Consider the following 15248-nt stretch of genomic DNA (forward strand, 5'->3'; position numbering starts at 1 on the left):
CGTGTGAAGCGCCTTATTCCAGCCGGTTCACGAGTTCGGCGACGGTCTGGGCGGTCATGAGGGTCGCGATCCTCACTCCGGCACAGCCCGGCTCCCTGCGAATCCGGCGCACCAGCTCCATGGCGAGCAGCGAGTGACCGCCCAGCTCGAAGAAGTTGTCGTGCGGCCCGACCACGTCCACCTCCAGGACCTCGGCGAACGCCCGGCACAACAGCGCCTCGCGGTCGTCGTCGCGCCGGGCGGCGTACCCGGTGCCGGCCTGGGTGACCGTACGGGCCTGGAGCGCCACCGGCAGGTCGCTCAGCCGCGTCTCCGGGTCGTCCGCGACGGTCTCCAGCACGTCGACGAGCGCGCGGAGCATCGTGTCGATCGTGGCCGGGTCGAACAGGTCGGCCGAGTAGTCGACGACGAGATGGAGCTCCTCGCCCCGCTCCCTGAAGATGAAGTCCAGGTCGAACTTGGCCGCGGGCGGGCTGAAGAGCGCCTCCCGCTGCCGCAGCCCGGGGAAGCGCACCTCGCCCATGGCCTGGTTCTCGTAGCCGACCATCACCTGGAAGAGCGGGTTGCGGCCGGGCACCCGGGGTGGCCGCAGCGCCTCGACGAGCGCCTCGAACGGCAGGTCCTGGTTGGCCAGACCGGCCAGGTCGGTGTCGCGGACGCGGGCGAGCAGCTCGGTGAAGGAGGGGTCGCCCGAGGCGTCGGCGCGGAGCACCAGCGTGTTGACGAAGAAGCCGACCAGGTCGCCGGCCGCCTCGTCGGTGCGGCCCGCGACGGGACTGCCCAGCGGGATGTCCTCCCCCGCCCCCGCGCGGTGCAGCAGCGCGGCGACCGCGCTCTGGCAGACCATGAACATGCTCCCCCGGGCCTCGCGCGCGAGCCCGCGGAGCCGCTCGACCAGCGCCTGGGGCAGCCGCCTGGTCACGGTCGCGCCGCGCTGGCCGACGGTGGCCGGCCTGGGCCGGTCCACCGGCAGCGGGATCTCCGCCGGCATGCCCGACAGCGCCTTCGCCCAGTAGGCGAGCTGGCGGGCGTGCGGGCTGCCCGGGTCGACCGGATCGCCGAGCAGCTCACGCTGCCAGAGCGTGTAGTCGGCGTACTGCACCGCGGGGGGCTCCCCCGCGGGCGCCGCTCCGTCCACCCGCGCGGCGTAGGCCCGTGCCACGTCCCTGGCGAACGGCCCGAAGGACCACTCGTCGAACGCGATGTGGTGGAAGACCGCGAGCAGTAGGTGCTCGTTCTCCCCCTCCGGGATGAGTGCGACCCGCAGCGGGATCTGGGTGGCCAGGTCGAACGGACGCGCGATCACCTCCTCCGGCGAGCAGGCCGTGATCTCCAGGGCGGGGCGTGCCGACTCCGGCGGCAGGACCCGCTGGTACGGCACGCCCTCGTGCTCGGCGAAGACGGTCCGCAGGCTCTCGTGCCTGGCCGTCACGTCGCCGAGCGCGGCCTCCAGCGCGGCCACGTCGATCTCGCCGCTCAGGCGCACGGCCAGCGGCAGGTGGTACGCCTCGCGGGGCCCCTCGTCCTCACGCAGGATCTGGTCGAGCAGCCAGAGCCGGCGCTGCGCGTACGACAGCGGGACGCGTTCGGGACGCCGCCGGGGAGTCAGCGGGGGCCTGAGCGCGACACCGGCCCTGTCGTGCAACCGGGTGGCGAGCTCGGCGACGTTCGGCGCCTCGAACAGGTCCCGGATCGCGAGCTCGGCGCGGAGCACCGCGCGGACCCTGCCGACCAGCCGGGTCGCCAGCAGCGAGTGCCCGCCCAGCTCGAAGAAGTTGTCGTCGATCCCGACGCCGGCGACGTCGAGCACCTCGCCGAAGAGCGTGCACAGCAGCTGTTCCACCGCGGTCCTGGCGGCGCGGCCCCTGCCGCGCGGCCCCTGCCGGTCGGGGGCGGGCAGTGCCCGCCGGTCCAGCTTGCCGTTGACGGTCAGCGGGAGCGCGTCCAGCGTCATGACCGCGCTCGGCACCATGTAGCCGGGCAGCCGCCGCCTGAGCCCCTCGCGCACCCGGGCGGCGAGCGCCCCGTGGTCGCGGGCCGCCGCCGGGTTGTTCGCGTACGACGTGGGCCTGCGTTCCGGATCGGCCGGCAGGAAGGCTGCCCCGCCGCCGAAGACCGCGTCGTAGTGACCGACCTCGGCCGAGGGGGTGGTCACCACGCCCGGGTCGAGCGCGTACAGCAGTTCGGGTTCGACGCCCCGCGGGGATGCCCGCAACAGCTCGCGCGCCTCCTCCGCGGGGGCCCCGCCCTCGATCGCACGTAGCGCGGCGAGCTCGGCGGAGAGCCTGGGATCGGGGATGGCACGCACCCTGAGCGGCCCGGGAAGACCGCCGGACAGCCGGGTGGCCAGGTCGTCGAGGCCCGCCCAGTCCAGCACCGAGGTCTCGATGGGGGGCACGGCGGGTGACTTCCAGAGCGTCACGTCGTAGCGGTGCCTGCTGAGTTCGTTGTGGTGGACGCCGCGCTTGGTACGGACCTCCACCCGCGCGGCCAGGTCGAGGGCGGCGAAGAACGCGGGGTCGAGGAGGAGTTCCTTCTCCATCCGCACCGCCCGGTCGATCGCCGCCGCACCGATGCCGCCACCGTCGCCGTCGCCACCGCCCCTGCCGAGCTGGATCGCCGCGTGCAGGCAACGCACCGACCGCAGGTCGCGCACGTCACCGATGAACAGCGCACCGCCGGGGGCGAGCAGGTCCATCGCGGCGGCGATCACGTCGGCGAGGTATCCGGCACTCGGGAAGTACTGGACCACGGAGTTGACGACCACCGTGTCGAAGTGGCCGGCGGGCAACCCCGCGGTGTCGTGGGCGGGCCGGCAGCTCAGGCGTACCGGCGAGCCGGGGCCGAGGTCCGCCTGGAGCTTGGCGATGACGGGGGCCGCGAAGTCGGTGCCCCAGTACTCCTGGCAGCCGGGGGCGAGCCGCGACAGCAGCAGGCCGGTGCCGACGCCGATCTCCAGCACCCGCCGGGGGGTGAGGGCCTGGACGCGGGCCACCGTGGTGTCGCGCCATTCGCGCATGTGCGCAAGCGGGATGGGCAGCCCGTCGTAGCTGCTGTCCCAGCCCGCGAAGTCCTCGGCGTGCACCGCCGTGCCGATCTCGGTGTACTCGGCGTCGTAGATCTGCCGCCACTCCGCCAGGTGCTCGCGCTCGGCGTCGGGCCGCGCGGCGCCGTCGGGCACCACGTAGCCGATGAGGCGCTTCACACCGGGCACGTCGGTGCCGACCGCGATGACGGCCGCCTGCCCGACGCCGGGCTCGGCCGCCAGCGCGCTCTCGACCTCCTCGAGCTCGACCCGGTAGCCGCGGATCTTCACCTGCTCGTCGGTGCGGCCCAGGAAGTCGATGTTGCCGTCCTGGCGCACCCGCACCAGGTCGCCGGTCCGGTACATCCGGCCGCCGCCGAAGGGGTCGGCCACGAACCGTTCGGCGGTCAGGCCGGGCCGGTCGAGGTAGCCGCGGGCCAGGCCCGCGCCCGCGATGTAGAGCTCCCCCGGCGCGCCCGGCGGCACCGGCCGCAGCCAGCCGTCGAGCACGTAGCCGCGGGTGTTCCAGATCGGCCTGCCGACCGTGGGCGTGGCGCTGTCCTCGGTGCCGCCGCCCAGCGTGTTGATCGTGTACTCGGTCGGGCCGTAGAGGTTGTAGCCGAGCACCCCCTCGGCCCGCGCGAGCCGGTCCCAGACCGCCGCGGGGACGGCCTCGCCGCCCAGCAGCACCAGCGGCGGGCGGTGCTCCCCGTCCAGCAGCCCCTCCTCCAGGAGTTGCTGCGCGTAGGTCGGCGTCACGTTGATCACGTCGATCCGGTGACGCCGCAGGTATTCGGTGAGCGCCTCGGCGTCGCGCCGCAGCTCCTCGTCGCAGACGTGCACCTCGTGGCCCTCGATGAGCCAGAGCAGTTCCTCCCACGACATGTCGAAGGAGAACGACACGGTGTGCGCGATCCGCAGCCGGCGCCCGGCCGAGGCCACCACCGGGTCGAAGATGTTGGCCCGGTGGTTGAACTGCATGTTGGTCAGACCCCGGTAGGGGGTGACCACGCCCTTGGGGCGCCCGGTGGAGCCGGAGGTGTAGATCACGTACGCCGGGTGGTCCAGCCGGCCCGGCACCTCCCTGCCGAAATCGGGCAGCTCCTGCCTCGTCAGCCCGGTGCCGGGCAGCGCGGCCAGCCGCTCCTGTACGGCCGGGTCGTCGAGCAGGACCGGGGCACCCGGGCAGGTCAGTCCGGCGGCGATGTCGCGGTGCGAGACCAGGCAGACCGGGGCGGCGTCGGCCAGCATGAAGTCCAGCCGCTCGGCCGGGTAGTCCAGCTCCAGGGGCAGGTAGGCGGCGCCCGTCTTGAGCACCGCGAACAGCGCGACGACCATCTCCGCCGACCGGGGCAGCGCCAGGGCGACCACCCGCTCGGGGCCCGCCCCGTGCGCCCTGAGCAGCCTGGCCAGGCGGTTGGCGGCGGCGTCCAGCTCGGCGTAGGTGAGCCGCACGTCGGGCTGGGAGACCAGGGCGAGCTCGTACGGGGTACGCTCGGCCTGCTCGGCGAGCAGCTCGGCGATGGTGAGGTCGGGCACCGGCCGTTCGGCCTCGGCCCAGTCCCGGCGCAGCCGGTCGTGCTCGTCGGGCAGCAGCAGGTCGAGCCGGTGGCAGGGGGTCTCGGGCGCGGCGGCCAGCGTCTCCAGGACCCGCACGTACCGGTCGGTGAGACGTTCGGTCTCGGCCTCGGTGAAGGCGTCGCCCCGGTACATGACGCGCAGGCCCGCACCGGGTTCGACGACCATGGTGATCGGGTAGTGGGTCGCGTCGCGGACCTGGCGGCCGAGCACCCGCACGTCGCCTCCGGGGCCGAAGCCGCGGTCGGTGGGCATGCCGGGGAAGTTCTGGAACACGAAGAGGGTGTCGAAGAGGGTCCCGAGGCCCGTCACCCGCTGCACGTCGGCGAGCGCGACGTAGGAGTGGTCGAACAGCTCCGACTGGAAGGTCTGCGTCCGTTCCAGTACGGCACGCAGCGGGTCCGCCGCAGCGGCCCGCACCCGGACGGGGACCGTGTTGAACAGCAGCCCGACGACGGACTCGACGCCGTCCACGTCGGGGTGGCGACCGGACACCGAGACGCCGAAGACCACGTCGTCACGGCCGGTGAGGCCCGCCAGCAGCAGCCCCCAGGCACTCTCGTACAGTGCGGCGAGGGTGAGCCCGGACTCTCGGGCGAGGGCACCGAGCCGACTGGTGAGGTCCTCGGGCAGCGCGCGGTGGATCTCCCCGGCACCGGCGAGGTCGGCGGGACGGTCGGCCGACTCGGGCCTGAGCAGGGTCGGCTCGTCGAGCCCGTCCAGAGCACGGCCCCAGGACTTGGTCGCGGCCTGCCGGTCCTGCCCGTTCACCCAGTCGAGGTAGGCGTGGAAACCGACCACGGGACGGTCCCGCTCGGCGTCGGCGTCGGTGTAGAACTCCAGCAGCGAGGTGACCAGCAGGCCACCCGACCAGCCGTCCAGCAGGATCAGCTCGGAGGTGAGCACCAGCCGGAAGTCGTCCTCGGCCACCCTGGCCAGTGCGAAGCGGATCAGCGGCGGGGAGTCGGGGACGAACGGCCGGGCGCGTTGTGCCTCGACGAACGCCTCCAGCGCCTCCGCCTCGCCGGTCTCGGCATAGGTCCAGTCGACCTCGAACCGCTCCGGGACGAACTGCACCGCCCGGCCGCCGTCGGTGCGGAACCCGGCCCGCAGGTTGGGGAACTTCAGCAGCACCTGGCGCGCGGCCCCGGCGAGGCGGCCGGGGTCGACGGGTCCCGACAGGGTCACCACGGCCTGCTGGACGTAGACGTCGCGGTCCTCGCCGGCCAGCATCAGGTGGAACAGCAGCCCTTCCTGCAGCGGCGAGAGCGGCAGCTCGGCGCGCGACTCGGACGACCCGCCCGAGGGTGCCGTCACGCCCTCGGGGTGGACCCGCGCGGCGTCGGCGGGCACACCACCGGGCACATCACCGAACACATCGGCGGGCACATCGGCGGGCACATCGGCGGGCAGGGCCACCGCGATCCGGGCCAGGGCCTCGACGGTACGCGACCGGAAGACGTCACGGACCGTGAAGGAGAGGCCCGCGCGGCGGGCGCGTCCCACCAGCAGGGCCGCGCTGATGCTGTCGCCGCCGGTGCGGAAGAAGTCGTCGTCGGCGTTGACGCCGTCCCGCCCGAGGGTCTCGGCGACGAGCCCGGCGAGGCCGCGCTCGGCGTCGGTCCGCGGCGCCCGGCCCTCGCGGGCCGCCGGCTCGGGCAGCGCCCGCCGATCCAGCTTGCCGTTGGGGGTGAGCGGCAGCCGGTCGAGGCCGACGAGCACCGAGGGGACCAGGTGGTCCGGCAGGATCTCAGCGAGCCCGGCGTGCAATGCGTCGAGGTCGAGGCCGGTCTCACCCACGATGTAGCCGACCAGGCGCGGGCCCGTGCGGGCCACCACGGCCGCCTGCCGCACGCCGGGCCGGGCGGCGAGCACCGCCTCGACCTCACCGGGTTCGACCCGGAAGCCACGGATCTTGATCTGGTCGTCGGCCCTGCCCAGGAAGTCCAGGGTGCCGTCGCGGCGGCGGCGCACCCGGTCGCCGGTGCGGTAGAGCCGCGAGCCCGGCGGGCCGAAGGGGTTGGCCACGAACCGCTCGGCGGTACGGGTCGGGTCATCGAGATACCCGCGCGCCAGGCCGTCTCCGGCCAGATAGAGCTCACCGACCGGCACCTCGCGAAGCCCGGCGTCCAGCACGTACTCGACGGTGTTGGCGATCGGGACCAGCCCGCCACCGCCCTCGGCGATCAGGCTGTCCCCGGCCGCCTCCGAGCAGCCGTACAGGTTGACCAGCCGGGAGGGGACCCGCTCGGCCAGGGCGGTGGGCAGGGCCTCGCCGCTGCTCACCCACGTGGTCACCGAGCCGAACTCTCCGGTCTCCAGGAGCGCGGCCAGCAGACTCGGCACGACGGTCACCAGGTTCACCCCGTGGCCGCGGATCAGTTCGGCCAGGGCGAGCGCGTCGGTGGCGGTCTCGTCGTCCGCGACGACGACGGTGTCACCGGCGATGAGGCCGCCGAGCAGTTCGGTGCTGCCGTCGATGAAGGCCGGGGAGCTCTTGGCCACCCGCACGCCGGCCGCGGCGAGATCGGCGCCCCAGGCGAGCCGGTTGGCCAGCGCCCGCTGGGTTCCGACGACGGCCTTGGGCGTCCCGGTGGACCCCGAGGTGAAGATCACGTATGCGGGGTGGTCGGGGTGGGGCCGGTGCCGGGCGCGGGGCGGCGCGTCCAGGGGCGGCTCGTCGGCGCCGACCACCAGCAGGGGCCGGGCGACTCCGAGCATCATCTCGATCCGGGAGCGGGGATAGGTCGTGTCGATGGGCAGGTAGGCCGCACCGGTCTTGAGCACGGCGAGCAGCGCCACGACGAACTCGGCCGAGCGGGGCAGCGCGATCGCGACGATCTTCTCGGGACCCGCTCCCGCCGCGGCGAGCCGGTCGGCGAGGGCATCGGCCCGCTCGTCCAGTTCGGCGTAGTCGAGCACGGTGCCGCCGCAGACGACGGCCGTGGCGTGCGGGGTGCGCGCCACCTGCGCCTCGATCCGCTCGGCGACGGTGAGCGGGGGGTACTCCCGGACGGTGTCGGGCCTGATGACCGGGGCGCCGAGCGACGACAGGCGCCGCGCCGGGTCCTCGGTGACCCGATCGAGCAGTTCGCCGAGGTCGGCGAGCAGGCCGGTGACGGTCCCCGCGTCGAAGAGGTCGGCGGCGTAGGCGACGAACCCCTCGATCCGCTCCTCGCCCTCGGCGAAGTAGATGTCCAGGTCGAACTTGACGCCGCCGGTCTCGGGCAGGAACGGCTCGGCGCGCACGCCGGGCAGCCGCAGCCGCACGTCCTCCAGCCGCTGGTGGACGATCATCACCTGGAACAAGGGGCTGCGGGCGAGCGAGCGCTCCGGCGCGAGCCGTTCCACGACCTGCTCGAACGGCACGTCGGAGTTGGAGAACGCGGCGAGGTCGGTGTGCCGGACCCGCTCGAGCAGTTCGGTGAAGCTCGGGTCCCCCGACAGGTCGGTGCGGAGCACGACGAGGTTGACGAACACCCCGACCAGGTCCGCGAGGTCCGCGTCCGCCCGGCCCGCGATGGGCGAGCCGAGCGCGACGTCCTCGCCCGCGCCCGCCCGGTGCAGCAGCGCGGCCACGGCGGCGTGCAGGACCATGAACACGCTGGTTCCGGTCTCCAGGGCCAGCCTGCGCGCACCGGCCAGCGGCAGCTCGAACGAGGCCAGCCCGCCCCGGTGGCTCGCCTCGGCGGGCCGGGGCCGGTCGGCCAGCGGCGTGCTCTCCTCGGGTGGTTCGCGGAGCGTCCGCTCCCAGAAGGCCAGCTGGTCGGTGAAACCGGCGGTCCGGCTCTGCCAGACGGCGTAGTCGGCGTACTGCACGGGCAGCGGGGCCCAGTCGGGCGCGGTGCCCGCGCCGCGGGCGGTGTAGGCGCGGGAAAGGTCGGCGAGCAGCGGCGTGAACGACCACTCGTCGGCGGCGGCGTGGTGCTGGAGCACGACCAGGACGGACTCCTCGGCGGAGACACGCAGCAGGGTCGCCCGGATCGGCAGGTCGGCGCCGAGGTCGAAGACGTGCGAGGCGGCCCGCGCCTCGGCGGCCCGCAGCCGCGCCTCGGTCCAGCCGCGCGCGTCCACCACGTCGAACACGATCCCGCCGGCCTCGCCGGCCTCGCCGACCTCTACGACACGCTGGACCGGCAACCCGTCGGGGCCCTCCACCAGCAGGGTGCGCAGCGCCTCGTGCCGCGCCACGACGTCGCCGAACGCGGCACGCAGCGCGTCGACGTCGACCGGGCCGTGCAGGCGCAGGCCGAGCGGGAGCGCGTCGGCGGCCGAGGGGCCGCGCAGCCGCTCCTCGAACCAGAAGCCGCGCTGGGCCGCCGAGGCGGGGACGACCTCGGGTCTGGTCACGTCGCGCACCCTCGGCCGGGTGCCCCGCACCAGCCTGGGCGCCAGCGTGGCGACGGTGGGCGCCTCGAAGACGTCGGCGATGGTGAGCTCGGCGTCGAGCGTGGCGCGCACCCGGCCGGCGAGGCGGGTGGCCAGCAGGGAGTGGCCGCCCAGCGCGAAGAAGTCGTCGTCGATCCCCACGTCGATTCCCAGCGTGTCCAGGCCGAGCGTCTCGGCGAAGACCGCGCAGAGCGCCGCCTCGCGGTCGTCGCGCGGCCCCCGGCTCGACACCTGTACCTCGGGTGCGGGCAACGCGGTCCGGTCGAGCTTGCCGTTGACGGTCCGCGGCAGTTCCTCAAGGGTGACCACCGCACCGGGCAGCATGTATTCGGGCAGCACTCTGGCCGCGGCGGCCCGCAGGTCCGCCTCCCGGAAGCCGGGGCGCGGCACGACGTAGGCGACGAGTCTCCGCTCGCCCGGCCTGTCCTCGCGGACCACGACCGCGACCCGCGCGACACCGGGGTGGGCGGCGAGCACGGCCTGCACCTCGTCGGGCTCGATCCGGAATCCGCGGATCTTCACCTGGTCGTCGCCGCGCCCCAGGTACTCCAGCGACCCGTCGCGGCTCCAGCGGGCCAGGTCCCCGGTGCGGTACATGCGCTCGCCCGGCGGGCCGAAGGGGTCGGCGACGAAGCGTTCCGCGGTCAGCCCCGGACGGCCGGCGTAGCCGCGGGCCAGCTGCTCGCCCGCGAGGTAGAGCTCCCCGGGGACGCCGACCGGCGCGGGACGCAGCGCGGGGTCCAGGACGTACGCGCGGGTGTTGGGGAACGGGCGGCCGATCCCGGTCGCCGGCAGGTCGGCGGAGGTCGCCCAGACCGTCGCCTCGGTCGGCCCGTACACGTTGACCGCCGACGCCGCCACCGAGTGGAGGGTCCCGGCGAGCGCGGCCGGCAGGGCCTCGCCGCCGACGAGCACCCGCAGCCCGGCCAGGGCGGCCGGCTCCAGCGAGCCCAGCAGCGAAGGGGTGCCCTGGACGATGGTCGCCCCGGCGAGCAGGCCGCCCAGCGCCGCGGGGTCGCGCACGGTCTCACGTCCGGCCAGCACGACGGTCGCGCCGCTGATCAGCGGTACGTACAGCTCCAGCGCCGCGATGTCGAAGGCGATCGTGGTCACCGCGACGAGCCGGTCCGCCGCGCCCAGGGCCAGGCGCTCCCGCATCGTGAGCAGGAACGCGGTGAGCGCGGAGTGCGGGATCGCCACACCCTTGGGGCGGCCGGTCGAGCCCGAGGTGTAGATGACGTACGCCAGGTCGCCGCCTCGGGCCGGATGTGACGGCTCGGGCTCGGGCAGGGGTCCGGACGGTGTCAGCACGGCGGTTCCCTCCGGGAGGAGGGCGGCGGTCTCCGGAGTCGCGATCACGCAGAGCGGGTCCGCGTCCTGGATCATGTAGGCCAGCCGGTCGGCCGGGTGCTCGGTGTCCAGCGGCAGGTAGGCGGCGCCGGACTTCAGCACGGCCAGCAGCGCGACCACCAGGTCCGGGGTACGGGGCAGGGCCAGCGCGACGACCCGGTCGGGTCCCGCGCCGCGCTCGCGCAGCAGCCGGGCGAGACCCGAGGCCCGCCGGTCCAGCTCCGCGTAGGTGAGCGTGCCCGGCTCACCGTCGCCCCCGCCTGCGACGGCGACCGCGTCCGGGGTGCGCGCGACCTGCTCCTCGAACAGGGAGGTCACCGTCGCGTCCTGGACGGGACACCCGGTGTCGTTCCACTCCGCCAGCAGGGCCAGTTCGTCCGCGGCGAGCAGCTCCAGGTCGGCGATCCGCAGGTCCGGGCGGCTCAGCGCGCTCTCAAGCAGCGTCTCCAGGTGGGCCAGGAGCGCGTCGACGCGCTCGTCGTCGAACAGCTCGCGCCGGAAGGTGGCCTCGACGGTCATGCCCTGTGGCCTGACGAACGCCTCAAGCGACAGGTCGAAGTGAGTGGTGCCGTTGTGGATGTGCGTCCAGCTCGTGGTGACGCCCGGCAGGTCCAGCTCGCCGATCTCCTGGGTGAGGAACAGCAGCATGGTGTCGAAGAACGGCGACCTGCCGCGCTGCCGTGCGGGCCGCAGCTCCTGGACGATCGTGTCGTACGGCAGCGTCCGGTGGGCGAACCCCTCGGTGCAGGTGTCGCGGACCCGGTGCAGGACCTCGCGGAAGGTGGGCGCGCCGGACAGGTCGGTGCGGAGCACGAGGGTGTTGCCGAAGTTTCCGGCCAGCCGCTCGATCTCGGTGTGCTCGCGGTTCATGACCGCCGAGCCGATCGCGATGTCGACGGCGCCGGTGTAGCGGTGCAGCAGCACCGCGTGGGCGGCGAGCATCACCATGTACGGGGTGACGTTCTCAGCGGCGGCGAGCCTCCGCATCCCCTCGGTGACCGTGTCGTCGAAACGACGCGCCCGGCGTCCGCCCCGTTCGGAGGCGGTCGCGCCGCGCGGGCGGTCGGCGGGCAGGTCGAGGGGCGCGGGCGGCGGGTCGAGGCGCCGCCGCCAGTAGTCCATCTCCTTGGCGGAGCGCGGGCGGCCCTGCTCCCAGGCGGCGAAGTCCGGATACTGGACGGTCAGCGTGGGAAGGCCGTCTGGCTCCCCCCGGACGGCGGCCCGGTACAGCGCCGACAGGTCGCGCGAGAGCGAACCCCAGGTCATGCCGTCCCAGGCGATGTGGTGCACGACCAGGACGAGGGCGTACCTCCGTGCGCCGAGCCGGAGCAGTTCCAGCCGGATCGGCCTCTCGGCGCGCAGGTCGAAGGGGAGCGCCGCGAGTCGCCCGGCGCGTGCCTCGGCGTCGGCGCAGTCGCGCACCGGAAGGTCGAGGGAGTCGTCGGCCAGGACGTGCTGCACCGGCCCGTTCTCGTCCCGGTCGTCGTAGACGGTGCGCAGCACCGCGTGGCGGCGGATGAGGGCGCGCAGCGCCTCGCGCAGCGCCTCCGGGTCGAGCTCACCCGACATGTGCACCAGCAGGCAGACGTTGTAGGCCGGGCTGGCGGGAAACGTCCGGTGGTGCAGCCACATGCTCTGCTGCGCGTAGGACAGCGGTGCGGGGCCGCCGGACCCGCGTGGCACGATCCTGTCCCTGCCTGGGCTGAGCCCCGCCTCGGCCATCATCCGCCGCATCAGTTCGCGCCGCCGTGCGACGTCCTGCTGTTCCCGCACGCTCAACTCTTTCTTTGTGGGTCCGGGGCCAGGCGATCACACCGCCTGAAGGTTAGGTTAGCCTTGCCTATTAAATCGGCACAAGGTTAGCCTTGCCTAAATTGATCGGATTTTCCGGTCCCTCAGAGGGGTGGGTCTTGTGTCCTTTGGCATCGGTACGGATGAGGTGCGCACGGAGGTGGTCGTCGACAGCCCGGTCGATCCACTGCACCTGGTCACCCGCCTGGCCGGCTCAGGGCTGTTCGACGACTACATCGTGTACGAAAGACCTGGCCTGTGGACCTTCGCGGGCGGGGTGTCGGGCGAGGTGATCCTCGACCCCGGAGTCGTGCGCAGCCGCTGGCCGGACGGGCCCTCCGTGGAAGAGCCGTGGTCGGGCCGGCCGGCCGCGGCGCTGGAGGCGGTGTTCGGCGCGGCCCCCTGGCCGGCCTGGAACGCCTATGGCTGGATCGCGTTCGAGTTCGCCGCGAGCGTCCCGGCGGGCCGGCTCGCCCACCTGATCGTGCCGCGCACCGAGGTGCGCGTCGAGGCGGGACGCGCGCTGGTGGTGAGCGCCGACGCCGGCGAGGCCGATCGGGTCGCCAGGCTGCTGTCCGCCCCAGGCCCGTCCCGGATCGCGGCACCGTCGCCGGTCGACGTGCGCTCCGGCGGCGACCACTACCGGTCGCGGGTCGCGCAGGCGGTCTCCGAGATCGCCGCCGGGCTCTACCAGAAGGTCATCGTCTCCCGCCGGCTGCCGATCCCGTTCCCCGTCGACGTCGTCGCGACGTACGTGTGCGGTCGTGTCGCCAACACCCCGGCCCGCTCGTTCCTCCTCGACCTGGACGGCTTCCAGGCCACCGGGTTCAGCCCCGAGGTGCTGGCGAGCGTCGACGGGCACGGCACGGTCACGACCCAGCCACTGGCCGGCACGCGGGCCTTCGGCCGGGGGGAGAGCACGGACTCGCTGACCCGCCACGAGCTGGAGAGCGACCCCAAGGAGATCTTCGAGCACGCGGTCTCGGTACGCACCTCGCAGCAGGAGCTGTATCGGGTGTGCGCGACCGACACGGTCCGGGTCACCGGCTTCATGGCGGTGAAGGAACGCGGCAGCGTGCAGCACCTGGGCTCCAGTGTCAGCGGCGAGCTGGCACCCGGCCGCACCTGCTGGGACGCGCTCGACGCGCTGTTTCCCGGCGTGACCGCCTCCGGCATCCCCAAGCCGGAGGCGATCGACGCGATCACCCGGCTGGAGGAGCGGCGCGGGCTCTACTCCGGGGCCGTCCTGACCGTCTCGCGGGACGGGTCGATGGACGCCGCCCTGGTGCTGCGCGCCCTCTACGCCGAGAACGGCCGGGCATGGCTGCGGGCCGGCGCCGGCATCGTGTCCGCTTCGACGCCCGAGCGCGAGTACGAGGAGACCTGCGAGAAGCTCTCCAGCATCGCCCCGTACGTGGTCGCGCGCGGGTGAGCGACGCCCCTGCCGTGCGCGCGAGGGCGCTTTCCCCAGGTCGCGAGGGCAGGGGCGCCACACGCACGAGACGCCCGCTTCCCCGGCGTCTCGTGCGTGCGGCGCTCAGCGCAGACCCGCGGCGAGTTCCTTCTTGCTGACCTTGCCGACCGGGGTGCGGGGGAAGGCGTCGACCAGCTCGACACGGTCGGGCCACTTGTATCCCGCCACGCCGCGTTCCTTCAGGAACTGCTTGACCTCCCGCAGCGTCGGCGCCTGGTCCCGCACGATCAGGAAGGCACAGGTGCGCTCCCCCATCACCGGGTCCGGCATACCGACCACGGCGGCGTCGTGCACCGCGGGATGGGCCAGCAGGTGGTTCTCCAGTTCCTCGGCCGAGATCTTGTCACCGCCCCGGTTGATCTGGTCCTTGACCCTGCCCTCCACGACGAGATGGCCTGAGGGGAGCACCCGCACCAGATCTCCGCTCCGGTAGAAACCGTCGGGGGTGAAGGAGCGCGCGTTGTGCTCGGGCGCGCGGTAGTAGCCGCGCAGGGTGTAGGGACCGCGGGTGAGCAACTCGCCGACCTCGCCGGGGGCGACCTCCACGTCGCCGGAGTCGACCACCAGGATCTCGTCGGCCGGCGACAGCGGCCTGCCCTGCGTGGTGTCGACCAGCTCCCGGGGATCGTCCAGGCGGGTGAAGTTGAGCAGTCCCTCGGCCATCCCCAGCACCTGCTGCACCGCACAGCCCAGCACGCCGGGGACCTGCGCGGCCCGCTCGGCCGCGAACTTGGCACCGCCGACCTGCAACAGCTCCAGCGACGACAGGTCCTCCCGCGACCAGGACGCCGCCTCCAGCCAGAGCAGCGCGATGGGCGGCACCACCGCGCACACGGTCGCCCTCTCCCGTTCGATGAGCGGGAACGCCTCGTCGGGCGCCCCGGAGGGGGCCAGCACGACCGTGCCGCCCTTGGCGAACACCCCGAGGACGCCCGGGCAGGCGAGCGCGAAGTTGTGCGCGACCGGGAGCACCACGAGGTAGACGGTCTCGGAGGTGAAGCCGCAGACTTCGGCGCTGGCCTCCAGGTTGTAGACGTAGTCGCGGTGGGTGCGCGGGATGAGCTTCGGAAGCCCGGTGGTGCCGCCGGAGAGCAGGAACACCCCCACGTCGGCGGGGTCGGGGCGCTCGTCGGACATGTCCGTCTCCGCGCCGGTGTCGAGGTCGGCCAGCGCGCGGAACTCCTGGGCGTCCCCGTCCACCACGACATGCTCCACCGCCAGCGAACGGGCCAGGTCTCGGTAGTCGAACCCGCCGTGAGTGTCGGGGATGACGTACGCCCTGGCCTCGCTCAGCTCGCACAGGTAGCCGATCTCGCTCCCCCGGTGCGCGGGCAGGGCCAGCACCGGGGCGGCGCCGATCCTCACCAGAGCGAGGAAGACGACGACGAAGGAGGCGGTGTTGGGCAGCTGCACCACGACGCGGTCACCCCGCCGGATGCCCAGCCGCGCGAAGCCTGCGGCGGTGCGGCCGGCCCGGCGGTCCAGCTCGGCGTAGGTCAGCCGCTCCTCCCCGGCCACGAGCGCGGTCCGCTCGGGGTCGCCCCCGCTCAGCACGTCGCCGAGCAGCCGGTCGCTCCAGTATCCCTCGGCCTGGTAGCGCGCCGCGAACTCCTCGGGCCACGGAGTGAACCCCTCCATCGG

Annotated in this window: 3 protein-coding genes; 1 reads left to right on the forward strand and 2 read right to left on the reverse strand. The window is 73.7% G+C overall.

Features of this window, described 5'->3' with window-relative positions; translation table 11 throughout:
• Positions 1–13: 13 nt before the first annotated feature.
• Positions 14–12115, reverse strand: coding sequence for an amino acid adenylation domain-containing protein (locus tag ACFQVD_RS11400; RefSeq protein ID WP_386271039.1), 12102 nt, complete (start codon positions 12113–12115; stop codon positions 14–16).
• 139 nt (positions 12116–12254) lie between these two features.
• Here ACFQVD_RS11400 and ACFQVD_RS11405 point away from each other — a divergent pair, with 139 nt between their 5' ends.
• A complete protein-coding gene (locus ACFQVD_RS11405) occupies positions 12255–13565 on the forward strand; it encodes a salicylate synthase (RefSeq protein WP_343965043.1) in 1311 nt (436 codons plus the stop codon).
• Between the two features lie 105 nt (positions 13566–13670).
• On the opposite strand, the gene ACFQVD_RS11410 is transcribed toward ACFQVD_RS11405, so the two are convergent.
• Positions 13671–15245: a (2,3-dihydroxybenzoyl)adenylate synthase gene (locus ACFQVD_RS11410; RefSeq protein ID WP_343965045.1), complete on the reverse strand. Its 1575-nt coding sequence runs from the start codon at positions 15243–15245 to the stop codon at positions 13671–13673.
• Positions 15246–15248: the final 3 nt, after the last annotated feature.

The sequence above is a fragment of the Streptosporangium amethystogenes subsp. fukuiense genome (genome assembly GCF_042665875.1).
GTDB classification, from domain to species: domain Bacteria; phylum Actinomycetota; class Actinomycetes; order Streptosporangiales; family Streptosporangiaceae; genus Streptosporangium; species Streptosporangium fukuiense.